19 protein-coding genes and 2 pseudogenes are annotated in these 24,286 nt (G+C 62.9%); 9 read left to right on the forward strand and 12 right to left on the reverse strand.

The annotated features are described in order from the left end of the window. Positions 1-370 precede the first annotated feature (370 nt). Positions 371-1,171 (forward strand): histidinol-phosphatase, encoded by an 801-nt coding sequence (gene hisN, locus ACR2J1_RS09090; protein WP_434019010.1) that lies wholly within the window; start codon positions 371-373, stop codon positions 1,169-1,171. On the opposite strand, the gene ACR2J1_RS09095 is transcribed toward hisN, so the two are convergent. After that, positions 1,168-2,127, reverse strand: coding sequence for an alpha/beta fold hydrolase (locus ACR2J1_RS09095; RefSeq protein WP_434019011.1), 960 nt, complete (start codon positions 2,125-2,127; stop codon positions 1,168-1,170). The two genes, hisN and ACR2J1_RS09095, sit on opposite strands and share 4 nt — an antisense overlap. A 290-nt stretch (positions 2,128-2,417) precedes the next feature. Here ACR2J1_RS09095 and ACR2J1_RS09100 point away from each other — a divergent pair, with 290 nt between their 5' ends. Then, the gene (locus ACR2J1_RS09100) at positions 2,418-2,891 is read left to right on the forward strand and encodes an Hsp20 family protein (protein ID WP_434019012.1); all 474 of its coding nucleotides are present in this window, start codon (positions 2,418-2,420) and stop codon (positions 2,889-2,891) included. Between the two features lie 175 nt (positions 2,892-3,066). Here ACR2J1_RS09100 and ACR2J1_RS09105 read toward each other — a convergent pair whose 3' ends face one another. The 3 genes from ACR2J1_RS09105 to ACR2J1_RS09115 are packed head-to-tail and all read right to left on the reverse strand — an operon-like array spanning position 3,067 to position 5,041. Then, complete coding sequence (locus ACR2J1_RS09105; RefSeq protein ID WP_434019013.1) at positions 3,067-3,849, reverse strand: HvfC/BufC N-terminal domain-containing protein; 783 nt, start codon at positions 3,847-3,849, stop codon at positions 3,067-3,069. Then, complete coding sequence (gene bufB / locus ACR2J1_RS09110) at positions 3,836-4,723, reverse strand: MNIO family bufferin maturase (RefSeq protein WP_434019014.1); 888 nt, start codon at positions 4,721-4,723, stop codon at positions 3,836-3,838. The genes ACR2J1_RS09105 and bufB overlap by 14 nt, the downstream gene beginning before the upstream one ends. Positions 4,724-4,732: 9 nt before the next feature. After that, positions 4,733-5,041 (reverse strand): BufA1 family periplasmic bufferin-type metallophore, encoded by a 309-nt coding sequence (locus ACR2J1_RS09115; RefSeq protein WP_434019015.1) that lies wholly within the window; start codon positions 5,039-5,041, stop codon positions 4,733-4,735. A 407-nt stretch (positions 5,042-5,448) separates the two neighbouring features. Here ACR2J1_RS09115 and gltB point away from each other — a divergent pair, with 407 nt between their 5' ends. Together gltB and ACR2J1_RS09125 are read left to right on the forward strand one after the other, a co-directional pair. Then, complete coding sequence (gltB, locus tag ACR2J1_RS09120) at positions 5,449-10,158, forward strand: glutamate synthase large subunit (protein ID WP_434019016.1); 4,710 nt, start codon at positions 5,449-5,451, stop codon at positions 10,156-10,158. A 135-nt stretch (positions 10,159-10,293) separates the two neighbouring features. Then, positions 10,294-11,712: a glutamate synthase subunit beta gene (locus tag ACR2J1_RS09125; protein WP_434019034.1), complete on the forward strand. Its 1,419-nt coding sequence runs from the start codon at positions 10,294-10,296 to the stop codon at positions 11,710-11,712. Positions 11,713-11,745: 33 nt separating this feature from the next. Here ACR2J1_RS09125 and ACR2J1_RS09130 read toward each other — a convergent pair whose 3' ends face one another. The 4 genes and pseudogenes from ACR2J1_RS09130 to galE all read right to left on the reverse strand — a co-directional run bounded on the left by ACR2J1_RS09130 (position 11,746) and on the right by galE (position 16,777). Next, positions 11,746-12,972: an SGNH/GDSL hydrolase family protein gene (locus tag ACR2J1_RS09130; protein ID WP_434019017.1), complete on the reverse strand. Its 1,227-nt coding sequence runs from the start codon at positions 12,970-12,972 to the stop codon at positions 11,746-11,748. A 110-nt stretch (positions 12,973-13,082) separates the two neighbouring features. Next, positions 13,083-14,303 carry a lytic murein transglycosylase gene (locus tag ACR2J1_RS09135; RefSeq protein WP_434019018.1) on the reverse strand — a complete coding sequence of 407 codons (1,221 nt, stop codon included), beginning with the start codon at positions 14,301-14,303 and terminating at the stop codon, positions 13,083-13,085. Positions 14,304-14,368: 65 nt separating this feature from the next. Beyond that, a complete protein-coding gene (locus tag ACR2J1_RS09140) occupies positions 14,369-15,697 on the reverse strand; it encodes a lytic murein transglycosylase (protein WP_434019019.1) in 1,329 nt (442 codons plus the stop codon). A gap of 88 nt (positions 15,698-15,785) precedes the next feature. Continuing rightward, a pseudogene (gene galE / locus ACR2J1_RS09145) lies at positions 15,786-16,777 on the reverse strand (UDP-glucose 4-epimerase GalE). A 122-nt stretch (positions 16,778-16,899) separates the two neighbouring features. Here galE and galU point away from each other — a divergent pair. The 5 genes and pseudogenes from galU to ACR2J1_RS09170 all read left to right on the forward strand — a co-directional run bounded on the left by galU (position 16,900) and on the right by ACR2J1_RS09170 (position 20,844). Next, positions 16,900-17,772 carry a UTP--glucose-1-phosphate uridylyltransferase GalU gene (gene galU, locus ACR2J1_RS09150; protein ID WP_434019020.1) on the forward strand — a complete coding sequence of 291 codons (873 nt, stop codon included), beginning with the start codon at positions 16,900-16,902 and terminating at the stop codon, positions 17,770-17,772. Between the two features lie 657 nt (positions 17,773-18,429). Then, a pseudogene (locus ACR2J1_RS09155) lies at positions 18,430-18,944 on the forward strand (diguanylate cyclase domain-containing protein); the annotation flags it as partial. Positions 18,945-19,016: 72 nt separating this feature from the next. Beyond that, positions 19,017-19,412, forward strand: coding sequence for an EAL domain-containing protein (locus ACR2J1_RS09160; RefSeq protein WP_434019035.1), 396 nt, complete (start codon positions 19,017-19,019; stop codon positions 19,410-19,412). 104 nt (positions 19,413-19,516) lie between these two features. Then, a complete protein-coding gene (locus tag ACR2J1_RS09165) occupies positions 19,517-20,530 on the forward strand; it encodes a KpsF/GutQ family sugar-phosphate isomerase (RefSeq protein WP_434019021.1) in 1,014 nt (337 codons plus the stop codon). A 74-nt stretch (positions 20,531-20,604) separates the two neighbouring features. Next, a complete protein-coding gene (locus ACR2J1_RS09170; protein WP_434019022.1) occupies positions 20,605-20,844 on the forward strand; it encodes a hypothetical protein in 240 nt (79 codons plus the stop codon). 8 nt (positions 20,845-20,852) lie between these two features. On the opposite strand, the gene ACR2J1_RS09175 is transcribed toward ACR2J1_RS09170, so the two are convergent. The 4 genes from ACR2J1_RS09175 to hemH form a co-directional block, all read right to left on the reverse strand. Then, a complete protein-coding gene (locus tag ACR2J1_RS09175; RefSeq protein WP_434019023.1) occupies positions 20,853-21,305 on the reverse strand; it encodes an NfeD family protein in 453 nt (150 codons plus the stop codon). Between the two features lie 141 nt (positions 21,306-21,446). After that, on the reverse strand, positions 21,447-22,448 hold the full coding sequence (locus ACR2J1_RS09180; protein ID WP_434019024.1) for an SPFH domain-containing protein: 1,002 nt from the start codon (positions 22,446-22,448) through the stop codon (positions 21,447-21,449). Between the two features lie 106 nt (positions 22,449-22,554). Then, positions 22,555-23,004, reverse strand: a complete 450-nt coding sequence (locus ACR2J1_RS09185; RefSeq protein ID WP_434019025.1) for a hypothetical protein — start codon at positions 23,002-23,004, stop codon at positions 22,555-22,557. Between the two features lie 137 nt (positions 23,005-23,141). Beyond that, positions 23,142-24,191, reverse strand: coding sequence for a ferrochelatase (hemH, locus tag ACR2J1_RS09190; protein ID WP_434019026.1), 1,050 nt, complete (start codon positions 24,189-24,191; stop codon positions 23,142-23,144). Positions 24,192-24,286: the final 95 nt, after the last annotated feature.

The raw sequence follows: 24,286 nt of genomic DNA on the forward strand, positions 1-24,286 counted from the left end.
CTTTGGTTGCGTGTGTGGCGACGCTCGCCGCCCCCCGCGCCGCAGCCGAATAGGCTTGACCTGAATCACCGCAAGGAGTGTCGGTTGCCCATAAAAAGGTGCCGTTCGAAAGGATCCGAACGGCCCAAGTCTAGGGAGGAAACGCCCAAGGAGGGCAGCAAACATGGCCGAAGAGCCATGCCGCGTTGCAACAATATGTCATTGCGGCGCACAAAAAGCAAGATTGCAGCCGTCCTCCCGGGGTAATTTCGAGACACTGATGCATAACAGCCACTGACAGCAGCGCCGACTTCAAAGACCGGTGTAAGGCACCCTGCGAACGCGCTGGTTCCATTGCCTACAAGGCAAAATTGCCCTCAAGGCCGCGGTCGTGCCCCTCTCTCAAAACCTCGATTTTCAGACATTGCTCGCAACCGCTCATGCCCTTGCGGATCGGGCCGGTCAGGTCATTTTGCCGCATTTTCGGACAGTGGCCCGCGTTGACCATAAAGGAGGCGATTTCTTCGATCCCGTCACGGCAGCGGACCGCGATGCCGAAAAGGTGATTCGTGGGGCCCTCGAAGCGGCCTATCCGGCCCACGGCATAATCGGCGAAGAATTCGGGAACCTGCGCGAGGACGCGTCTTATTGCTGGATTATCGACCCGATCGACGGCACCCGCGCCTTTATTATGGGGCAGCCGCTCTGGGGGACGCTGATAGGACTGACACAGGACGGCGCTCCTCTCCTCGGCCTGATGGATCAGCCTTTTACCGGCGAACGCTTTTGGCGCGATGAGACAGAGGCCTTCTTCCGTCACCAGGAAAAGACCACAGCCATTCGCACCCGGAAAGGCGTCGGTCTGAACGATGCGCTCCTCGCCAGCACCAGCATCGATCTGTTCGTTGCGGAAGAGGAGCTGGAGCGCTTTGACGCCTTAAGCCGCGCCGTCCGCCTCAGACGGTTTGGCGGCGACTGCTACAATTACTGTCTGCTCGCGGCCGGCCATGTCGACCTCGTTGTCGAGTCCGGGCTCAAACCGTTCGACATCCTGCCGCTCATTCCCATCATCGAGAAGGCCGGCGGCATCGTCAGCACCTGGGATGGCGGCGACCCTCGCGCCGGCGGACGCATCCTCGCTGCCGGCGATCCCAAGCTGCATCAGGCGGCCGTCGAGATCCTGGCGGGCTAGCTCACGAGGCTCATGCTGACGCCCGGCACGAACGCATCGAAGGCCGCCCAGAATTGCTGCCTTATCGCGTCGCGCTCCTGCAGGATCTCATGCCGCGAGCCCCGCATGACGACATGCGAGCCGACCTTGAGCAGCATGGCGAGATCCTCGACGGAGCGCGGCTTCACGATGCTGTCATCGCCGGCGGCGAACATAAGCACCGGCACGCGCAGGCGGCTCGGGAATTTCTCGCTGGAAATATCGCCGATAGCGGCGAGCGCCGCGCGGAGCCAGCCGATTGTGGGCGGCCCGATGCCGAGCGCAGGTGAAGCCTGGAGGACCGATTGATTGCGCAAGAACCGCTCGCGATCGGACGTGAGCAGGTTGTTTTCGAATGTCTGGTTCAAGGTATATTTCTTCGCGCCGCCTGGCACGGCGATACGGCCAAGACCGAAAAAAGTGAGCAGGTCGACGAGTTGACCCGTCGCCGCATGCGACATGGGCAGTCCGTAAATCTTCAGCATCGGCGCGGTCAGCACCATGCGATTGAACCAGCAGCCGCGTCGCGTCGCCGCCCGGAACAGGATCGTCGCCGCCATGGAATGGGCGAGCGCGAAATAGGGCGCGGGGCAGTCCGGCAGAACCACATCGCTCATGAAGCGGGCGACGTCGTCCTCATAGTCGGAGAAATCGCGGACATGCCCGTTGGACGCGTTGCGCGTCAGGCGGCTCGACCCGCCCTGTCCGCGCCAGTCGAGAACGGCGACGGCGAATCCTCTGCGGCGCAACTCGCCAACCACCTCGAAATATTTCTCGATGAACTCCGCGCGCCCCGGAAACACGCAGACAGTGCCGCGACGCTCGCGTAGCAGCGACGGCCACCTGGCGTACCGGATGCGCAAGCCCTTGCGGATCTCGAGATAGCCAGATGCCGCCCCCAACGGGACGGGATTTTTAGGTGTTGCGATGAGGTCCATGAAGCGGCCGCCACGCTGCTAAGCTGGCGCGAACAGACAGCGCCGAATGCGATTCTTATAGCAACAGCGGTCCCTGCCGCCACTCATCATGTTGCCGCGCCTTACGCTGGATCGAACCGGTTGCGGCCAGGCGCGCGAGCGGTTTCCCGTGTGTGTTCAGCCCTCTAATCCTCTTGAAGCCGCTCCACGCTGCTCCATATTTTTCGCGCGTAGGGCCCTTGGCCTACGTCAGGAACGACCGGCTCCCGCGAGCGGGCACACTGCATGTCGCTTCAAAAGGAGGATGTGTCATGAGACACTTTGATCTGACCCCACTTTACCGTTCGACCATCGGTTTCGATCGTCTCGGCTCGCTGCTCGATACGCTCACGTTGCTTGAAGGCGATGCCCCAAGTTATCCCCCCTACAATATCGAGCGCGTCGACGAGAACGAATACCGGATCACGATGGCCGTCGCTGGTTTCGGCGAACGCGATCTCAACATCGAGGCGAAGGAGAACACGCTCTCGATCCGCGGTGAGAGGCTGAGCGAAAAGCTCGGCGAGAAGGAGGATGCGACCTACCTTCATCGCGGCATCGCATCGCGCAGCTTCGAGCGCCGCTTCCAGCTTGCCGACCATGTCGTCGCTAAGGGCGCGAGTTTGGAGCGCGGGTTGCTCCATGTCGATTTGGTGCGGGAGCTGCCCGAGGCGATGAAGCCGCGCACGATCCCCATCGCCACGAAAGCCGAGACCGGAACGGTCATCGACAGCAAGGCGGCCTAGTCGCCTGAAGGATGGGCTAACAAGAAGGGCGCTTCACACGGAGCGCCCTTCTCAAGTTGCAGGTGCTATGGGAGAGAGACCTGCTGCAGCGACTGGTACGCAAAACCTTTTCCAGCCGACGAATAAGCGTAACAGCCACTCTTTACGCGAGTGTTAACCACGCCCGAATATCTCGTTAAGGATTAGGGCCTGCGGAGTTGGGAATAAGGCCGACAATCGCCCCACTCTGCATCAGACCTGCCAAGTTGGCGGCAAGGTCAAAGCCAGGCGCGGCTTCGAGCGCCGTGATTGCCGCCGCTCCGATGCTCTGTTCGGCTCGCAACGCTTGAATAAAGTGAAGTCCGCCGGGCGGCAGCTTCCTGACCTGCACCTCCAGATAGGGTCTGAGCACGAGAGCATCCTCACCCCCCGGAGGCAGGCGCGTCGGAGCCTGATCGCTCCTCCCAGCATTGAGTTCCCAGATCGAAATGACCGGATGAATGGAGCCGACCAGCTGGAGCGAGGGATGCAGCCGGAGCCCCACGACTTCGGCGTCCTGTCCCACCGCCGCGAGGCTTCCGAGACTCAAGGGCTGGGCGTCGGTGGCATGATAGGCCTCGGCCCACGCCCACTCCAGGCGCGCCACATCGGCGAGATAGGGCACGGAGCCTGCCGGGGCGAAGCCCGCAACGAAATCCGGGAAGCCCGCGCCGTAGCGCAGCAGCACGGGCGAGCGCGGCGGCTCCTGCTCGACATAGATGCGTGCCAAGGCACGGAAGAAATCTTCCCCGACCACGCGAACGACGACCGGAAATCGTCCCGCCAGGACATCGATCAGGCTCGCATAGACGTTATTGCGATAAACATTGAAGCGGCGGGTCGCAGTTTTACCGTTCTTCGCGAGAGCCGAGGGCACGGGCGCCGCGGCATCGACCAGCGCGGCGGCGAAGCTTTGTTGCAGGTCTTTAAGCCGCGACATGATTGGAGCGCCGGTCGGTCATGACGGCATCGGCCCGCTTGGCTTCCGCGAGAAGCTCCCCCCATTCCGGCACGTCATTGTCCCATTCGATCAAAGTGGGCTTGGGACCGCTGCGGGCGATAGCGCGCGCATAGAGTCCCCAGACCGGATCCGCGACCGGATTTCCATGATCGTCGATGAGAAGCGGCGCGCCGTCATCGTCGTCATCCTCAGCGTGGCCGCCGAGGTGGATTTCCCCCACATGCTCGATAGGGAAAGCGTCGATATAGGCCTCCGGCGCGAAGTCATGATTGGTTGCCTGCACGAACACGTTGTTCACGTCGAGGAGCAGACCGCAGCCGGTGCGCCGCACCACAGCGCGCAAGAACTGGATCTCGCTCATCTCCGCCTCCGCGAACGCAATATAGGTCGACGGATTTTCGAGCAGCATCTGTCGCCCCAGCCCGTCTTGCACCTCGTCGATGTGATCGGAGACGCGTTGCAATGTCTCTTCCGTGTAGGGGAGCGGCAAGAGATCGTTGAGATAGACCGTGTCGTGGGTTGACCACGCGAGATGCTCAGAAAAGGCGGCCGGCTCGTAGCGCTCCACCAGCTGCTTCAGCCTCGCGAGATGCTCGGCGTCCAGAGCGCCGCTCCCGCCGATCGACAGGCCGACACCGTGCAGTGACACCGGATAGAGCTCCCGCACGGCGCGCAGATAGTGATGGGGTGGACCGCCCTCCCCCATGTAGTTTTCGGCATGGATCTCGAACCAGCCGATATCGGGCCCGCTCTTCAGAATGTCGCCATAATGCTCGGGCTTGAGCCCGACCCCTGCGCGCGGCGGGATCGGGCCCTTGGCCAACAGCGTCGTGGAAACGTTACTCACGAGCATCGCAAACAATCAGGCAGGCGGCAGGTCGCGATCCACGGAATCGGTGCCGCCCTTGCGCCCGTCGGGAAGTTCCATCGTCATGCAGGTGCCCTTGGGGACGAGCTTCCAGGCATTGCCCTGATAATCGATGGTCGAGGTGCCCGCGCAGCTGGTGCCGGCCCCGGCCTTGCAGTCATTCTCGCCGGCCTTGGCAACGCCGAAGCACTTTTCCTGATCCTCGGCGGCGCCGGCGCTCTCGGCGATGGCGGCAAGCGTGAGGGCACTGGCAAAGGCGCAGCCCACGGCCAATGCGGCCAGTCTTTTGGTTCTATCGTCCATGACGCCTCCTTGAATTCACCTCGGCACCGCCGATGTTAAGCGAAGAGGAGCCTGCCCGGAGGGCAATTCTTAGTCAAATCACAGTCCTGCTAGGGGATCGTGACGTCTTGCCGGGTCGGCCTCCAGGGCCATAAATCGTCTTGTGCGGCCCTTGGAAATCTGTCATTTTGGGATGAATAGGACAGGCTTACTGACCTTTGTCCGAGGCTGGCTGCGAGGCCAAAGTGGGCGCTCTTTCGAGCGAACTTCGGTGGAAGCCGCGCCTTGAGGCGAAGCCGGGAAGCCCTCCAGCAGCCGGCCATTGCTTTTCAGCCGCTTGACCTTAGCTCACTATTAGTGAAGGGGCCGGCTTACTGGCCAACATTTTTGCGTCCCTGCTCCTCGGAGCGGGCTCTTGGTTCGAGACGATGACAATTCGTAAGCGAGTTCCCGATTTGGAGAAGGTTACGTGGCCGAGCAGGCCGCCGGCGCAAGGACTCTATGATCCCTCCCGTGAGCACGATGCCTGCGGCGTCGGCTTCGTTGCGGATCTCAAGGGACGCGCCAGCCACACCATCATCGAGCATGGCCTTCAGATCCTCGTGAACCTCACCCATCGCGGTGCGGTTGGCGCGGATCCCCTCGCCGGCGACGGTGCCGGCATGCTGGTGCAGATCCCGCACGCCTTCTTGCAGGAGATGTGCGCGCCGCTTGGCTTCAAGCTCCCGGAGCCCGGCCAATATGCGGTCGGCCATCTGTTCATGCCGCGCAACCACGCGCAGCGCATCTATTGCGAGTCCGTGGTCGCCCGTTCCGTCGAGGCGGAAGGCCTGAAGCTTCTGGGCTGGCGCGACGTTCCGACCGACAATTCCTGCCTCTCGCAGTCCGTGATCGAGACCGAGCCGCGACACCGTCAGGTATTCATCGGCCGCGGGCCGGACATCGCGGACGAGGATGAGTTCGAGCGCAAGCTCTACATTCTGCGCAAGGTCATCTCCAACACCATCAACGGCGAGACCGACGGCCACGATATTGGCTTCTACACCGTGTCGCTGTCCTGCCGCACGCTCGTCTACAAGGGCATGTTCCTCGCCTATCAGCTCGGGGCCTATTACCCCGACCTGCATCACCCGAGCTTCACCTCGGCGCTCGCTCTCATCCATCAGCGCTTTTCCACGAATACGTTCCCGTCCTGGAAGCTGGCGCATCCCTACCGCATGGTCGCCCATAACGGCGAGATCAACACGCTGCGCGGTAACGTCAACTGGATGGCGGCGCGTCAGGCGAGTGTGTCGTCGCCGCTCTTCGGCGAAGACATCGAGAAGCTCTGGCCGATTTCCTATGAGGGGCAGTCCGACACCGCTTGCTTCGACAACGCGCTCGAATTCCTGGTGCAGGGCGGCTACTCCATGCCGCACGCCGCGATGATGCTCATCCCCGAGGCCTGGGCCGGCAACCCGCTGATGGATGCCAAGCGCCGCGCCTTCTACGAATATCACGCCTGCCTCATGGAGCCATGGGACGGTCCGGCCGCCATGGCCTTCACCGACGGCAGGCAGATCGGCGCCACGCTCGATCGCAACGGCCTGCGGCCCGCCCGCTATTTCGTCACCGACGACGGCCTTGTGGTCATGGCGTCGGAAACCGGCGTGCTGCCGTTCCCCGAAGAGAAGATCGTGCAGAAATGGCGCTTGCAGCCGGGCAAGATGCTGCTCATCGACCTCGGCAAGGGCCGCATCGTCTCCGACGAGGAGATCAAGGCGGAGCTGGCGGGCGCGCATCCTTATCAGCAATGGCTCGACCGCACGCAGATCCATGTGCATGAGCTGCCGGGCGCGGCAAGCTCGGCGCCACGCACCAATGTGAGCCTGCTCGACCGCCAGCAGGCCTTTGGCTACAGCCAGGAAAGCGTGAAGTTCCTGCTCGCGCCCATGGCCCATGCCGGCCAGGAGGCCATCGGCTCCATGGGCACGGACACGCCGCTTTCGGCCCTCTCCAGCCGGCCGAAGCTGCTGCACACCTATTTCAAGCAGAACTTCGCCCAAGTGACGAACCCGCCGATCGATCCGATCCGGGAAGAGCTCGTCATGTCGCTCGTGACCTTTATCGGGCCGCGCCCGAACCTGCTCGACCTTGAGGGCACCTCCAAGCAGAAGCGCCTGGAGGCCGCGCATCCCATCCTCACCAACGAGAACCTGGAGCGCATCCGTTCCATCGGCGCGATCGCCGACAACCAGTTCCGCACCATCACGCTCGACATCACTTTTGCTGCCGACCGGGGCGCCCCGGGGCTGGGCAAAGCGCTCGGCACGCTGTGCAAGAACGCCGAAGCCGCCGTGCGCGAGGGCGAGAACATTATCATTCTGTCGGATCGCGCCGCGGGTCCGGACCGCGTGCCGATTCCCTCGCTGCTCGCGACGAGCGCGGTGCATCATCATCTGATCCGCAAGGGTCTGCGCACGTCGGTCGGGCTGGTCGTGGAAACGGGCGAGGCGAACGAGGTCAACCAGTTCGCAACGCTCGCCGGTTACGGCGCCGAAGCCATCAACCCCTATCTCGCCTTCGAGACCATCGAGGCGATGCTGCCGGAGCTCGACGAGGAGCTGACCGCCGAAGAGGCGATCAAGCGCTACATCAAGGCGGTGGACAAGGGTATCCTCAAGGTGATGTCCAAGATGGGCATCTCCACCTATCAGTCCTATTGCGGCGCGCAGATTTTCGACGCCGTCGGGCTACGCACCGATTTCGTCAAAGAATATTTCACCGGCACCAACACGCAAGTTGAAGGCGTCGGTCTTGAGGAGATCGCGCGCGAGACCGTCGAGCGCCATCGTCTCGCTTTCGCCGACGTGCCGGTCCTGCGAGAAGCCTTGGAAGTTGGCGGCGAATACGCCTACCGCATCCGCGGCGAGGCGCATATGTGGCGCCCAAGCGTCGTCGCCGATCTACAGCATGCCGTGCGCGGGGGCCTGCCGGAGAAATACCGCTCCTTCGCGCAACAGATCAACGAGCAGACCGAGCAGCTTCTCACCCTGCGCGGCATGTTCCGCATCAAGACCGCCGAGGAGCTTGGCCGCAAGTCGATCCCGCTTGAGCAGGTCGAACCCGCGAAGGAGATCGTGAAGCGATTTGCGACCGGCGCCATGTCCTTCGGCTCTATCAGCCGCGAGGCGCATACCACGCTCGCCATCGCCATGAACCGCATCGGCGGCAAGTCCAACACGGGTGAAGGCGGAGAGGAGTCCGACCGCTTTAAGCCGATGCCGAACGGCGATTCGATGCGCTCGAAGATCAAGCAAGTGGCCTCGGGGCGTTTTGGCGTCACGACGGAATATCTCGTCAACTCCGACATGATGCAGATCAAGGTGGCGCAGGGTGCCAAGCCCGGCGAAGGCGGCCAGCTGCCCGGCGACAAAGTCGACGCCGTCATCGCCAAGGTGCGGCATTCCACGCCTGGCGTTGGCCTCATCTCGCCGCCGCCGCATCACGACATTTATTCCATCGAGGATTTGGCGCAGCTGATTTTCGACTTGAAGAACGTGAACCCCGCAGCCGATGTCAGCGTCAAGCTCGTGAGTGAGATCGGCGTCGGTACTGTTGCCGCGGGCGTTGCAAAGGCGCGGTCCGATCACGTGACGATCGCCGGCTTCGAAGGCGGCACGGGCGCATCGCCGCTAACCTCGATCAAGCATGCCGGCTCACCCTGGGAAATCGGGCTTGCCGAGACGCAGCAGACGCTTGTCATTAATCGGCTCCGCGGCCGCATTGCCGTGCAGGTCGATGGCGGCATCCGCACCGGCCGCGACGTCATTGTCGGAGCGCTGCTCGGCGCCGATGAATTCGGCTTTGCCACAGCGCCCCTAATCGCTGCCGGCTGCATCATGATGCGCAAATGCCATCTCAACACATGCCCAGTGGGCGTCGCGACCCAGGACCCGGTGCTGCGCGCCCGTTTCCAGGGCAAGCCCGAGCATGTCATCAACTATTTCTTCTTCGTAGCGGAAGAGGTGCGCGAATACATGGCGGCGCTCGGCTTCCGCACCTTTGCCGAGATGATTGGCCAGACCGAAATCCTCGACAAGAGCGACGCGATCGATCACTGGAAGGCGAACGGCCTCGATTTCAGCCGCATCTTCTACAAGCCCGACGTTCCAGCAGGGGTCGCGGTGTCCAATCGCGAGCGCCAGGACCACCAGCTCGACAAGGTGCTCGACCGCAAGCTCATCGAGCTTTGCCGGAGCGCGATCGAGGAGAAGAAGCCCGTCAAGTTCGATCTTCCGATCCGCAACACCGACCGTACGACAGGCGCGATGCTCTCCGGCGAGATCGCGAAGCGTTACGCGCATACCGGCCTGCCGGACGACACCATTTGGGTCAGCTTCAAGGGCTCCGCGGGTCAGAGCTTTGGCGCATGGCTCGCGCATGGCGTGACCCTCGACCTCGAGGGCGAAGGCAACGACTATGTCGGCAAGGGCCTGTCGGGCGGCCGCATAATCGTGCGCCCGCCGAAAGAGTCCGCCATCATCCCCGAGGAATCGATCATCGTGGGCAACACGGTCCTTTATGGCGCCATCGCGGGCGAATGTTATTTCCGCGGCATCGGCGGCGAGCGCTTCGCCGTGCGCAACTCCGGCGCCGTCGCGGTGATCGAGGGCACCGGCGATCACGGCTGCGAATATATGACGGGCGGCGTGGTGGTTGTGATCGGCCCGACCGGACGCAACTTTGCGGCCGGCATGTCGGGCGGTATCGCCTATGTCCTCGACGAAGCCGGAGACTTCGAGCAGCGCTGCAACATGGCGATGGTCGATCTCGAGCCTGTGCCGAGCGAGAACCAGGTGATGGAGCGGCGCGAGCATCAAAGCGGAGACCTCGCCAGCCATGGGCTTGTCGATTTTGCGGATATAACCCGCTTCGACGAGGAGCGCCTGCATCAGCTGATCGAGAACCATCTCCACTACACAGGGTCGGAGCGCGCACGGGCCATTCTCGACGACTGGCAGGCCTATCTGCCGAAATTCGTCAAGGTTATGCCGGTCGAGTATCGCCGCGCCCTGGAGCAGATGGCGAAGGCGCAACTCGCCGATAGGACCGGGTTGGATCAGATCGAAGTCGGCGTGCGCGCCAACGGCAAATAATTCACCAAGGCTCGGACTGGGATTGTCCTCGGCGTAAGGCCAGGGCGAGAACAGGACCGCGCCTTGACTGTGTCTTGACGGAAGGTTCGGCACGGTGACTACTCAGGCGATTGGATTGGAGCAAGCGTGACCCTCATGGGCAAGATCACGGGCTTTCTCGAGATCGAGCGACAGGACCGCGGCTATGAGCCCGCGTCCGAGCGCGTGCGCCATTATCGGGAGTTTGTACTCCCCGTGGGCGAGGCCGAGGTAGGACGTCAGGCCGCGCGCTGCATGGATTGCGGCATCCCCTACTGTCACACGGGCTGCCCCGTAAACAACCAGATTCCTGACTGGAACGACCTCGTCTATCACTCCGACTGGGCAACGGCGGCGGACAACCTGCACTCCACCAACAATTTCCCCGAGGTCACGGGCCGCATCTGTCCGGCTCCCTGCGAGGCCGCTTGCACGCTCAACATCATCGACGAGCCGGTGACCATCAAATCCATCGAGCGCGCCATCGCCGACAAAGCTTTCGATGAAGGCTGGGTGCGGCCGCAGCCGCCGGAGACGAAAACAGGCAAGCGGATTGCCATCGTCGGATCGGGTCCTGCCGGCCTTGCCGCCGCGCAGCAACTGGCGCGCGCCGGACATGACGTGCATGTCTACGAGAAGCATGCGCAGCCGGGCGGTCTGCTGCGCTACGGCATCCCCGATTTCAAGATGGAAAAGTACATCGTCGAGCGCCGCGTCGAGCAGATGCAAGCCGAAGGTGTGACGTTCCATTGCAACGTCCATGTCGGCGGCGACATCAAGGCAACCAAGCTTGAGCGGGACTACGACGCCGTGCTCCTCGCGGGCGGCGCCGAGCATCCTCGCGACCTCGCGGTGCCGGGGCGCGACCTCCAGGGCGTCCATTTCGCCATGAACTTCCTGCCGCAGCAGAACCGCCGCGTTTCCGGCGAGCCGCTTGGGGCTGTGGAGCCCATCCTCGCAACCGGCAAGCAGGTCGTCGTCATCGGTGGCGGCGATACGGGCTCGGACTGCATCGGCACGTCCTTCCGCCAAGGCGCCGTGTCGGTCACGCAGCTTGAGATTCTGCCGATGCCGCCGGAGAAGGAGAACAAGGACCTCACCTGGCCACATTGGCCGCTGAAATTCAGGACCTCATCGAGCCAGGCCGAGGGCGCGGCGCGCGATTTCAGCGTAGCAACGAGTCGCTTTCTCGGCAGCAACGGTCAGGTCGAGCAGCTCGAGTGCCTGCGGCTCGACGGTCAGTTGAAGCCGATTCCCGGCTCGGAACTCACCATCCCGGCGGACCTCGTGCTCCTCGCCATGGGCTTCGTGCATCCCGTGCAGGAAGGCATGATCAAGCAGTTTGGATTGGAGCTCGACCCGCGCGGCAACGTGAAGGCCAACGAGCTCGCCTACCAGACTTCTAAGCCCAAGGTTTTTGCCGCGGGCGACATGCGCCGCGGCCAGTCTCTCGTGGTCTGGGCCATTCGCGAAGGCCGCCAGGCAGCCCACGCCATCGACAAATTCTTGATGGGAAAGACCGATCTGCCGCGCTGACAACTCTGAGGAGGAGGCCGGTAGGGTTCGCCTCTAACCGGGCGGCCAGGCGAAATCGTCGGCTCTGCCGTCTTTCGGCTCGAGCTGCTCGCCCTTGATCAGCACCCGATAGTAAGGCCGCTGCGCGAGCGGAAGCCGTGGCTTCGATGAGGCGAGCGATGGGTCGCTCACCGAGGAAATCGAGGCTAACGCCGTGAGTTCGCCGTTCAAGTCCGCGCTGATCATCTCGGAGTCCGGCATGGAACCCGCGGGGGCCTGGGGGCCGAGGGTTTGCGCGGCTTGCAGGCTCGGATCCGAAAGATCGGGACGCAGGACATCGACCTCCCCGACCCGCGTGGAGGGCAGCTGGGCCGTTTGCGTCGGCGCGGGCTGTCCCTGCTCCTCGGCAGACTGAGGTGCAGGGCTCGGCGCCGCGTCCGGGGCAGCGACCACAGGCGCTTTGGCAGGCGCCACCTCGCGGCCCATGACCTTCGCCTGCTCGTCCTCGCTGCCGGCGAGCGGAATATTGCGTTCTTGCTTGGCCAGCGTGAGGTCGCGCCGGATTTCCTTCTCCGCGAAATGCGCGAGCTTCAGATAACCGCGCATGGTGAAATGCGTGCCGTCATCCTCGCGCAGCCGCCGCACCTGCCCCGTCATGTCGGGACCGTAGGCGCTGTAGCGGCCGGATTCGTCGGTAAAGCCACTCCAGCTATCGATGAACTTGGCGCCGTTGATGAAGGCCTTCTCGCGGAACACCTCGTTCATGATCTCGGCATCGCTGCTCTGATTGGGGCTGCGCATGACCGGCAGTCCGACCCAATAAACGGCGATCTTCGCCGCACGCAGCTTCTTGATGAAGGCTTCCACGCGTTCGCCATAGGCATCGCGCCAGGCGTCGGTCCCGACCTTCAGCCATTCTTTGCCGGACCGGATTCCCGCGCCGTCGTTTGCGCCGAACATGACAACGGCAACCTGATACTTCTCGTCCTTGAGCAGCAAGGCGAGTTCGGTATTCCAGTCGTAATTGTCCGTGCGCGAGAAGCCGGTGGAAACCTTCGACCGCTTCACCACCTCTATATTCTTGTCTTCCTCGAAGGCGCGATAGAGACCGGACCACATACCGTCGCCGAGAGAGTCGCCGAGCACGACGACGCGATAGCGGTCGCCGCTGGGAAATGGCGTGATGTAGCTTCTTTGCAGCTGGCTCACGCCTTGGGCGAGCGCATTGCCGGGTGCGAGGCCCGCAAGCGTCGCCACGGCGAGAAAAGCGGCGGCTGCCATGAAGGCGCCGGGGCCACGATAGAACGAGCGACTAGGCATATCTCTGGACCCCCAAGGGGCCTCCTCACAAGCGAGCATCACAACTCTTGCGGCATCCGGCAAGCGTCGAGTTAGCTGGCTTCCTTGCGCAAAAGCTCCAGGATCGTCAGGCTCGGAAAGCCGTCGACCGGCAGACCCTTTTCCCGCTGATAGACCTTCACGGCATCCAGTGTCGCCGGGCCGATAATACCATCCGGTTCGCCCTCGAGCAGGCCCTTTGTGGCGAGGCGCTGCTGGAGTTCCTTGCGCTGCTCCAGCGCGAGATGCCTCTCGTCGGTCGGCCAAGGCTGCACGAAGGGGCCGTAGCCTGCAAGCCGGTCGGCCAAATGCCCCACGGACAGCGCGTAGGAATTGGCCTGGTTGTAACGCAGGATCGAGCGGAAATTATTGAGCACGAGAAAGGCGGGTCCCTTGGCGCCGTCGGGCGCGAACAAACCCGCTTTGTCCCCGGCCCGCGGATAAGGCTGGCCGTTGATGCGCACGACGCCGAGACGCTGCCACTCGCCGAGTGTCTTCAAAGTCTTCTCGCTGCCCGCCTTGGGATTAAGGCCCTTGGGCACCTTCACTTCGTAGCCCCAGGTCTCGCCGGCACGCCAATTGGAGACCTTGAGATAGCTCGCGGTCGATGCCAGCGCGTCCGGCACATTGCCCCAAATGTCGCGCTTGCCGTCGCCGTCATAATCCACGGCATAGGCGCTGTACGTGGTCGGGATGAATTGCGTGTGCCCCATCGCGCCGGCCCAGGATCCGTTCATCAACTCGTGGCTGACATCGCCCCGTTGCAGGATCTTCAGCGCTGAATTCATCTGCGAGCGTGCGAACTTGGCCTTGGTGCCCGAGCACACCAGCGTCGCAAGCGAGCGGATGACGTTTTTCTCGCCGGGCTGCGTACCGAAATTCGACTCCACGCCCCAGATCGCAACGACGATGTGCCGATCGACGCCATAGCGTCCCTCGACAGCGTCGAGCAGCGGCTTGAGTTCGACGAGCTTCTGCTTGCCGAGCTCGATGCGCTTGTCGGAAACGACCCGGTCGACGTATTCGCCGATGGGCCGCACATATTCCGGCTGATAGTTGGCGGCCTCGATCACTTCCGGATCAGGCGTCATGCCGCTAAACGCGCGGTCGAACGTCGCCCGCGTGATGCCGGCCGCCTTCGCGGAGGGCCAGAAGCCCTGAACGCAGGCCGTGAATTTATCGGCCGCCTGCGATGACGCCGGCAACATCGAGGCGGCCAGAACGGCTGCCCCGGCCAATAGGATCAATGGTTTGAGGCTTTGAGCGATTCGCATGCAGCGAACGTAGCAAGCCTCCCAGGCAAAACCTAGGCAAGGCAACAGCCGCGTGTGCAACCGGCTCAGCGGCCCGCCGCGCTGGCGTCCCTGATGACCTGATCCACCAGCACCTTGCTCGGATAGCAGGTGAGCGGCAGTCCCAGCCTCTTTTCCTCAAGTCCGATGGTCCGCCGCGTCTTGAAGCCGGAAAGCCCGTCGACTTTGCCGACATCGTGGCCTTGCGCGACCAATATCTCCTGGAAGCGCTGGATCCGGTCGCGGCTGAGGCGATCGACCGGCTGCCAGGCGCCGACGAATTCGACCGGGGCGTCATAGGCGATCATGTCGGCGACGTGGCCGACGAAGATCGCGTAGACGTCGGAGTTGTTATAGAGCTTCAGCACCGAAAAATTACTCGTGGCGAGAAAAGCGGGCCCCTTGAGCCCCGCCGGGAGCACGAGAAAGGTGGCATCTCCCATCCGCTCGTCCGGGAACGGCCGCCCCTTCACCCGCGCCACGCCCAGCTTCGCCCAGTCCGCAATCGGCCGCGCGGTGTCGGGTCCTTGCTGGCTGCAGTCGAAATCCTTCGGGAGCTCCACCTCGTACGCCCAGGTCTGGTTGCCGTCCCAGCCCTGGCTGTGCAGCGAGTTCCCGGCCGACGCGAGCGCATCGACGACGGAGTTCCAGATGTCGCGCCTGCCGTCGCCGTCGAAATCCACGGCATAGTTTTCGAAATCGGAGGGCATGAATTGCGTGTAGCCCATGGCTCCGGCCCACGAGCTCTTCATCTCTTTCCGCGACGCATGCTTCTGCTCGATAATCCTCAGCGCGCCGATGAGCTGGTTGCGAAATTCCTCCGGCCTGCGTCCCATGAAAGCCTGGGTCGCGATGGCGGAGACCGCGTCATAAGGAAGATCGGCGGCGCCGAACCCCGTTTCGCGGCCCCAGATGGCGAGGATGACGCTCGCCGGCACACCATATTGAGTCTGGATTGAGTTGAGCGCCGGTCCCAATTGTTTCGCTTTGGCGTGGCCTGTCGCCGCCAGCGCATTGAGCGCGCTCTTCTTGAAATAACCTTCGGGCGCATCGAACTCGGGCTGATGGCGCGGCTTGGGTTTGAGCGACGCCGGCAGCGCCGGTCCTTCGGGACTGGCAGGGTCGGGCAGCACGAGATGCGGCAGCGACCAGTCGAGCGTGAGCCCTTTCACATGCGCCTCGAACGTCGCGCGGGAGACGCCTGCGACCTCGGCCTCTGGCCATAGGCCTTGCAGCCATTCGGCGAAGCGCATCTCGACGGCGCGCTTATAGGCCGCGACGTCGTCCTGGGCGTCCGCGCGCAGAGACAAGAGGACCTGGACAGCCACGAGAAGGGCAAGCCCGATGCTGCGGAGCCCGCGACTTGACGTTCTCATGCGCTACCCCTCAGCGATCCACGCGATTCGGCGTTCCGATCCTGATTGTGGGCAGCGCTTTGGGCGCTGAAAAGGCAAAAAAGGCGAATTAGGAGGCGACGCGGGCCCGGTCTTCGATCAGGCGCTTCTCCCAGTCGAGCGCACCGGCGACGATCGTATCGAGGTCATTATATTGCGGCTCCCAGCCGAGCCGCTCCTCGATTCGCTTTGCCTCGGCAATGATCGCAGCGGGGTCTCCGGGGCGCCTCGGGCCGAAACGCACGGGAAAATCGTTGCCTGACGCCCGCTTCACCGCCTCGATCACCTCCAGCACGGAGAAGCCGCCGCCATAGCCGCAATTTTCGCTCTCGCCGCCTTCGCGCAGATATTCGAGCGCTGCGAGATGCGCCCGGGTCAGGTCGCTGACATGGATATAGTCGCGCACGCACGTCCCATCGGCCGTCTCATAATCGGTGCCGAACACTTCGAGAAAGGGCCGCTGACGGAGCGCGGTCTCGGACGCGACCTTGATAAGATGCGTCGCCTTCGGCGTCGACTGCCCGCTGCGGCCGAGTGGGTCGGCGCCGGCGACATTGAAATAGCGCAGGGCCACGAAGCGGATCATGCGCCTTCGCCGTGTCGCTCAGCATGATTTCCGTCATCAGCTTGGAGCTGCCGTAAGGCGAGATTGGCTTGAGCTGAGCATCTTCGGCGACGGGATTGACGTCCGGCATGCCGTAGACGGCTGCCGTCGACGAAAAGATGAAATGCGTAACCTTTGTCTCAACCGCGCATGCGATCAGCGAACGCGACTTGCACGTATTGTTGAGATAGTAGCCTAGCGGATCCGACACCGAGTCCGGCACGACGATCGAACCGGCGAAGTGAATGATGGCGTCGATGGGATTGTGCAGAAGCAGCCGGCGAACGAGGTTATGATCGCCGACATCCCCCTCGACGAATTTCGCCGCGTCAGGCACGGCCCAGCGGAATCCGGTCGACAGATTGTCGAGGACGAGAATGTCCTTCGCCGGCGTCGAGCAATTCGAGCACCATATGGCTTCCGATGAAGCCGGCCCCGCCGGTAACTAAAACTCCCATGAAACAACCTTGTGCGAGCGGCGTTGCAACTGGCCACTTGCTATCGGAAAGAGGTTGAGGGACTTCTAACTTCGGGCCATACCCGCCCAGGCACCACCGCGCTTAACGTTAACGAGGTTCGCATGGCTGCTCCTGTCCGCAAGGCCGTGTTCCCCGTCGCGGGTCTCGGCACCCGCTTTCTGCCGGCCACCAAGGCCATGCCGAAAGAGATGCTGACAGTTGTCGATAGACCGCTGATCCAGCACGTCGTCGACGAGGCGAAAGCAGCGGGCATCGAACAGTTCATTTTCGTCACCGGCCGCAACAAGGGCATCATCGAGGATCATTTCGACAAGCAGTTCGAGCTCGACGAGACGTTGGCCGCGCGCGGCAAGACGAAAGAGATCGAGATCGTCAAATCAGCTCTGCCTGTGGCCGGTACCGCGAGTTTCACGCGTCAGCAGGAGCCGCTTGGACTGGGACACGCGGTCTGGTGCGCGCGCGAGCTTGTGGGAGATGAGCCTTTTGCGCTGCTGCTGCCGGACGTCCTTGTCCGCACCAAGGGCAAAAATTGTCTCGCCCAGATGCTCGATGTCTATGGCAAGCACGGCGGCAATCTGATTGCCGTCGAAGCCGTGCCCGACGACGAGCTATCGAGCTATGGCGTTGTGAGCGTCGGCAAAGCGGACGGCAACGTGTTTCCGATCGACGGCATGGTGGAAAAGCCGAAGCCCGGCACCGCACCCTCCAATCTCACCATTCTCGGCCGCTACATTTTGCAGCCCGAAATATTCGATGTGCTGTCCAAGCAGGAGGCCGGCGCCGGCGGCGAAATCCAGATCACGGACGCCATGCTCACCCTTCTCAAGAGTGAACCGTTCTACGCCGTGCGTTGCGAGGGCCGCACCTATGACTGCGGCTCCAGGCTCGGCTTTCTCACCGCCAATGTCGCGTTCGCGCTGGATCGGCCCGACATCGCCGACCCGCTCAGGGCCGAACTTAAGAAGCTTCTCTAGCTTGCTTGCAGACTGATGGTCGCGAAAGCGATCCCTCCATTTTCATCAAATTTAACTCGACGCTCGCGGTGACAGCGGTGGAGTCTGTAGGAGTCTTCAAGCCAATACAGGCGGCACCGCTCATTGGACCCAGAGCGCCGCACATGAATCCCAGCCTGCCGGACATCGCGCGACACCGCCGCACCCACGGGTTCTCGGCTGGATCGGCACGACCGCACTCGCCATGGGCGGCAGCAATCAGCTCGCCGCCGCGCGGGACTGCCCGCCCTTGCGCAGACCCTTCACGTCAAGCTCACCGGCGCGATGGTCCTTGTGCTCGTGCTCGACGGCATCGCCTATCTGCTCGCCGTGAACAGCATTGGCGAGGGGCACCATCAACTCGTCGCGGTGCTCGCGGACATCTTCGTCGCGGTCGCACTGCTCACCATCAGCGTCGGGCTCGTGCTGCCGGGCATGATCACCTACTCGGCCACCGAGGTAACCAAGGCGGCGAAGCGATTGACATCTGGCGCCTTGCGAGACTTTACCCGCGCGATGGCCGCCTTGTGCCGCGGCGACATCCAGGCCGCCCATGCCTCGGTCGATATTGTCCCGGTGAAAGCCAATTCGCGCGACGAACTGGGTGAAATGCCGAGAGCTTCAATATCCTGCAGGGAGATGCGAGAAGCCGCGCTCAGCCTCGACGACGCTCGTGAGAAATTACATACGGCCCGCTCCGAGCTACTGGCACGGCACGAGAAAATCGCTCACCTCGTCCATCACGATCCGCTGACCAACTTGCCGAACCGAACCGCACTGGACCACAAGCTGGCCAGGTCTGTTGAACGAGCAAAACGGGAGAACACCAGCTTTGCTGTACTAAGCATCGGTCTGGATCACTCAAAGAAGCCGATGACATTTTCGGCCACCTTATTGGGGATGAGCTTCTCTGCGCCATATCCCGCAGGTTGGAGGGCGCAGCACAGGGCGCCTTTATCGCGCGCGTGGGCGGTGATGAGTTCACGCTGATCTCAACCGGTGGGGAGCAGCCCGCGACCGCCACGGCGCAGGCTGACCGCGTGTTGCGCGCCGTCGCGGAAATTTTCGAGATCCGCGGGCAACAGATCCCCATAGGACTGAGCATCGGCGCCGCGGTGTTTCCGACCAACGCCAGTGAGACCATGACTCTTATCGCCAACGCCGACGCCGCACTCTATCGCGCCAAAGCCGACGGACGCCACGTTGTCAGATTTTTCGACCATGAGATGGACCGATCCTTGCGCGAGCGCTACGCGCTCCAGCACGATTTGCGCTCGGCGATCGCACATGGCGAGCTTTCGCTCGATTACCAACCGCAAGCGAGCATCGACGGCGCGGTTTTCGGCTTCGAGGCCTTGCTGCGCTGGCATCATCCGCGGCGCGGGCTGGTGCCGCCCACGACCTTTATTCCACTCGCCGAGCAGTGCGGGCTGATCGGCGAGCTTGGTGAGTGGGCGCTTCGCAACGCCTGCATCGAGGCAACTTCCTGGCGCTGCAGCGAGAGCGCCCGCTGCGCTATAGGAAGGGCGACGCGGCAAGACGCACCTCGATCGACGCGGAGACCGCGGGCTATCCACAGAAAATGCGGGCCAGGCGGCCGACCGTTGATCCGTTTAGCCTAGGGGGAATAGTAAACGGGGCGTTTAGGCTGGTTCTGAAACGGGGCGATCCGGCCTCAATCGGCCCCAATTCATGCTACAGTTGGCAAAGCGCAACACGGGGAAGCATGTCCATGGCGGCCGGCTTGAAGCGGGAGCTTTTTTCGGGCCACGACAGCGCTCAGGCCATCGCATCGGCGATGCGCACCCTGGAGCTTGAAGGCGAAGGTTTGAGCGCCCTGAAGGCGGCGCTCACCGGCGACCTAGTGGAGAGTTTCGCCGAAGCTGTGGATTTGCTGCGCTCATGCCGCGGCCGCGTCATCGTCACCGGCATGGGCAAGAGCGGCCATGTCGGCCTCAAGATCGCCGCCACCCTCTCCTCCACGGGCACGCCCGCTTATTTCGTGCATCCGAGCGAAGCGAGTCACGGCGATCTCGGCATGATCACGCAGCAGGACGTGATCCTGGCCTTCTCCTGGTCGGGCGAGACCGCGGAGCTCGGCAATATCGTGTCCTTTTCGAGCCGGTTTGCGGTGCCCCTGATCGCGGTCACGTCGAACCGCGACAGCACGCTCGGCATTGCCGCTGAGCTGGTGCTGGCGCTGCCGCAAGCCAAGGAGGCCTGCCCGCACGGCCTCGCGCCGACCACCTCGACGGTCATGCAGCTTGCACTCGGCGATTGCCTTGCCATCGCGCTCCTCGAAAGCAAAGGCTTCACCGCCGTCGACTTCAAGGTCTTCCACCCGGGCGGCCAGCTCGGCGCGCGCCTGAAATTCGTCGGCGACCTGATGCACAAGGCTGACCGCCTGCCGCTCGCGGACTTCGACATGTCCATGGCGGAAGCCATCGTCGTCATGACCGAAAAGGCCTTTGGCTGCCTCGGCGTGCTCGACGGCGACGGCCGTCTCGCCGGCATCGTCACCGACGGCGATCTCCGGCGGCACATGGGCGATGGCCTTCTTGATCAGCGCACCGCCGACATCATGACCGCAAATCCAAAGACGGTGTCGCCGGACATTCTCGCCAGTGCGGCACTTGAGGTGATCAACGCCTCCAGTATTACCGCCCTCTTTGTCGTCGAGGACGGTCGCCCCGTCGGCATTCTGCATGTCCACGATCTGCTTCGTGCCGGCGTGGCCTAAACTCTTTCCGAACCAAAACTCATCTTCTCGAACTACACGTTATGCGTGTATAATCGCCCAGAACGCGTAATGGGATGAGAGATGGCGATCTACACGGTGCGCAAGGGCCCGCTTTATCGGGGCACGATCAGCCTCGGCTGGTTCCAGTCGGTGGCTCCAACGAAACCGTCGCCGACAAATTCCGCGAGGTGGGCTTCGAGGAGGTGACGGTGTGGGGATCGGGTCGCCGGCGCGCCGGCACGGCGCTTTGGCCGAAGGAGGACGCCACCGATGAGATTCCCGATGAAATTACCGACATCCAGATCGAGGTGTGAGGGCGAGACTAGCCCGCCGCCCCGGCGGGCACGACCTTCAGCACGGTGCCCGCGGCGCCCGTCACCTTGACGCGCGTTCCTTTGGGTAGATCGGGGCCTTCGACGCGCCAGATCGAATCGCCGATCTTCACGCTGCCGCGGCCGTTCACGATCGCGTCGATAAGATCGTAGCTTTGCCCGACATGTTGCTCGGCCCGCTCATTGAGAAGCGGATGATCGCTTTCGATGGGGTGCTTGCGCAGATATCTCGCCGCAAGCAGCACCGCTGTCAGTGACAGCGCACAGAACCAGATCAGCTGCCATTGCCAGGCGAGGTCGTAGCGAAACACGATCAGCCCGGTCACAGCAGCAGCGAGACCGAACCACATGAGAAAGATACCTGGCGCCAGCAGTTCGAGCGAGAACAGCACGCCCGCAAGGATCATCCAGTTCCAGGCGCCAAGCTCGGCGATCAATTCCATGCGCTCACCTCATCAGCATTGGAGAATGAGCTTTGCGCTCGCAGCCTGCTCCCGCTCCCGCTCCCCCCTTGTGGGGGAGCCCGTTCGCGCATTGCGCGGACGGAGCGGGGGTCTGAACAAGCCCGGTCTCATTCGTTGCCCTTAAACGCTCGGAACAGAACCGCCGGGGCGCACGCGCTGCGCGGTCGCTTGCGGCTTTGTCTGCCCGGGCGGCGTCGCGGCGTTGCCGCCCGCGCCAAATGCTTCGCGCGCGATCTCCGAAATGCCGGCGATTGAGCCGAGAATAGACGTCGCCTCGTAAGGCAGGATCAGCACCTTTTGGTTCTTGGCCTCGGCCAGAGCCTTCAACGCTCCGACATAGTTGTTGGCGACGAAATAGTTGATGGCCTGCACGCTGCCTTTGCTGATGGCGTCGCTGACCATGGTGGTCGCCTTGGCCTCGGCTTCGGCCTCACGCTCGCGCGCCTCGGCATCGCGATAGGCCGCCTCGCGGCGTCCTTCGGCGGCCAAGATCTGAGCCTGCTTCTCGCCCTCGGCGGAAAGAATGGCAGCCTGGCGCTCACCCTCGGCGACCAGGATCGCCGCGCGCTTGTCGCGTTCGGCCTTCATCTGCCGCGCCATGGACTCCACGAGGTCGCGGGGCGGCTCGATATCTTTGATCTCGATCCGGGTGACCTTCACGCCCCAATTATGGGTCGCATCATCGACGACCTTGAGCAGGCGATGGTTGATCTCGTCACGCTCGGACAGAAGCTTGTCGAGATCCATGGAGCCCATCACCGTGCGGATATTCGTCATGGTGAGATTGAGAATGGCGACCTGGAGGTTGGTCACTTCGTAGCTTGCCTGCGCGGCGTCGAGTACCTGGAAGAAGGCGACGCCGTCGACCCGGACCATGGCGTTGTCCTTGGTGATGACCTCCTGGCTCGGCACCTCGATGACCTGCTCCATCACGTTGAGTTTGCGCCCGACGCGGTCGATGAAGGGGATGATGAGAGTAAGGCCCGGGTGCAGCGTTCGCGTGTAGCGGCCGAAACGCTCGACCGTATAATTGTAGCCCTGCGGTACGATCTTGACCGCCGCGATGACGAGGAAAACGAACAGAACCAGCAGGACAAGAACGAAGATATCGAAGCCGAACATAAGCACCCCTCCCCAGGGTCGACAGATAGTTGCTGCCCAGTCTAGTGCGCTGGCCTCCTCCGGCAGTCAATAAATGGTGCGGGTCCGGTGGAATTAAAGATCCGGCTTAATCGGCGCGGGGCAGCAGCTTTAGGATGTCGGCGACGGCGCCCTGTGCCGCAGCATCCGCGGCCCCGCCCCATTTCCGATCGAGCGAGCCTTTGCGGATAAACCGCTCCTGCGACACGACCCCGAGCTGTTTGCCTTCCGGGCTGAAGACCACCCAGACAATGCGGACTTTCTCGTTAATGCCCGAAGCGGGCGTCACGCGCACCGTGCCCTGAATCTCGTAGACGCTCGCCTCGAAGGCCGTTGCTGCCTTAAGTCCTGCCGCGGTGAGACGGTTGGTGACAGCAGCGGCCAGCGCCTTCTCTCCGTCTCCCGGCGCGCCGGCGACCGTCACATAGGCAGAGCGGGTCTCGCTCGCCTGCGACCCTTCATTTGCGGCTTGGACCGGCAGCACCGGAACCAGGATGGCGACGCCCAAAAGCACCCCAAGAAAAACGCGCAGGATCATTCTCAGTCTTCGTGCCGTCCAGGTCATCGCCCGGCTTGACTGTCCCCAACCTTTCCCGTCATCCCGGCGAAAGCCAGGATCCACCGGCGAGGACGGAGCGCGTTACGGATTCCGGCTTCCGCCGGATTGACGCCAATCTACGCCCACCCCTTGAGCTCCCGCTCAATGAGATCCGTGAGGAGGCGGATGCTGGGCTCGCTATCGTTGAGGCAGGGGATGTAACTGAAATCCTCGCCCCCATTCTCAAGGAAGATCTCCTTGTTTTCCTCCGCGATCTCCTCGAGCGTCTCCAGGCAATCCGCGACAAATCCAGGCGTGATGATCGCAATGCGTTTCACCCCGTCGCGCGCAAGCGCCTCCACGGTCTTGTCCGTGTAGGGCTTCAGCCACTCGGCAAGACCGAAGCGCGACTGGAACGTGAGCTTCAATTTATCGCCGAGCGGACCGAGGGCCCTCCGCAAGGCCTCAGCGGTGAGCGTGCATTGCTGCTGATAGGGATCGCCCTTGTCCACGTAGGATTGCGGCACGCCGTGAAAGGACGCGAGGATCGCTTCCGGCTCCCAAGGCGAGTTCGCAAGATGCGTGCGGATGGAATCGGCAAGAGCTTCGACATAGAGCGGATTGACGGGATAAGGCGGCACGGTGCGAACGGCTGGCTGCACGCGCATGGCCTTGAGCGCGTCGAAGACCTTGTCGTTCACCGTCGCGGTGGTGGACGCCGAATATTGCGGGTAGAGTGGGAAGACGAGCAGCCGGTCGCAGCCTTCTGCCGCCAGCGCTTCGATCCGCGATGCGATGCTCGGATTGCCGTAGCGCATGGCCCAATCGACAACGATATCGGAACGCGACGCGAACGCGGCTGCAACCTTCTCCGCTTGGGCGCGGGTGATGGTGCGCAGCGGCGACTCGTTGAGCTCCTCGTTCCAGACTGTTCGATATTTCGCGCCGCTGGCGAGCGGCCTCTTTGTGAGCACGATCCCGTTCAGGATCAGCCACCACAACACGCGGTTCGTCTCGATGACGCGCGGGTCGGAGAGAAATTCCTTCAAATAGCGACGCATCGGCCAATAGCTGGTGCCGTCGGGCGTGCCGAGATTGACCAGGAGCACGCCGATCTTGGCCGGGGGGCGCACACCCTGCTGCTGCGCAGACTCCGTGAACGAACTTGTACCCGGGGTTTCGTTCATACCGACCAGCCGTCCTCATCTAACTCTGGCCATTCATAGGGTATCGGGCCGCATCGGCGAAACCCACCATTTTCATCTCCCTTGCGCGGAGATTC

Source organism: Methyloceanibacter sp. (assembly GCF_050999895.1).
GTDB lineage: Bacteria > Pseudomonadota > Alphaproteobacteria > Rhizobiales > Methyloligellaceae > Methyloceanibacter.

Coding starts and splice junctions, on each gene's coding strand:
- ACR2J1_RS09100 (WP_434019012.1), top strand. CDS start 2,418: ATGAGACACTTTGATCTGACCCCACTTTACCGTTCGACCATCGGTTTC.
- ACR2J1_RS09180 (WP_434019024.1), bottom strand. CDS start 22,448: ATGTTCGGCTTCGATATCTTCGTTCTTGTCCTGCTGGTTCTGTTCGTT.
- ACR2J1_RS09115 (WP_434019015.1), bottom strand. CDS start 5,041: ATGGACGATAGAACCAAAAGACTGGCCGCATTGGCCGTGGGCTGCGCC.
- bufB (WP_434019014.1), bottom strand. CDS start 4,723: ATGCTCGTGAGTAACGTTTCCACGACGCTGTTGGCCAAGGGCCCGATC.
- ACR2J1_RS09135 (WP_434019018.1), bottom strand. CDS start 14,303: ATGCGAATCGCTCAAAGCCTCAAACCATTGATCCTATTGGCCGGGGCA.
- gltB (WP_434019016.1), top strand. CDS start 5,449: ATGACAATTCGTAAGCGAGTTCCCGATTTGGAGAAGGTTACGTGGCCG.
- galU (WP_434019020.1), top strand. CDS start 16,900: ATGGCTGCTCCTGTCCGCAAGGCCGTGTTCCCCGTCGCGGGTCTCGGC.
- ACR2J1_RS09095 (WP_434019011.1), bottom strand. CDS start 2,127: ATGGACCTCATCGCAACACCTAAAAATCCCGTCCCGTTGGGGGCGGCA.
- hemH (WP_434019026.1), bottom strand. CDS start 24,191: ATGAACGAAACCCCGGGTACAAGTTCGTTCACGGAGTCTGCGCAGCAG.
- ACR2J1_RS09185 (WP_434019025.1), bottom strand. CDS start 23,004: ATGATCCTGCGCGTTTTTCTTGGGGTGCTTTTGGGCGTCGCCATCCTG.
- ACR2J1_RS09140 (WP_434019019.1), bottom strand. CDS start 15,697: ATGAGAACGTCAAGTCGCGGGCTCCGCAGCATCGGGCTTGCCCTTCTC.
- ACR2J1_RS09175 (WP_434019023.1), bottom strand. CDS start 21,305: ATGGAATTGATCGCCGAGCTTGGCGCCTGGAACTGGATGATCCTTGCG.
- ACR2J1_RS09105 (WP_434019013.1), bottom strand. CDS start 3,849: ATGTCGCGGCTTAAAGACCTGCAACAAAGCTTCGCCGCCGCGCTGGTC.
- ACR2J1_RS09125 (WP_434019034.1), top strand. CDS start 10,294: ATGGGCAAGATCACGGGCTTTCTCGAGATCGAGCGACAGGACCGCGGC.
- ACR2J1_RS09160 (WP_434019035.1), top strand. CDS start 19,017: ATGGACCGATCCTTGCGCGAGCGCTACGCGCTCCAGCACGATTTGCGC.
- ACR2J1_RS09130 (WP_434019017.1), bottom strand. CDS start 12,972: ATGGCAGCCGCCGCTTTTCTCGCCGTGGCGACGCTTGCGGGCCTCGCA.
- ACR2J1_RS09170 (WP_434019022.1), top strand. CDS start 20,605: ATGAGAGATGGCGATCTACACGGTGCGCAAGGGCCCGCTTTATCGGGG.
- ACR2J1_RS09165 (WP_434019021.1), top strand. CDS start 19,517: ATGTCCATGGCGGCCGGCTTGAAGCGGGAGCTTTTTTCGGGCCACGAC.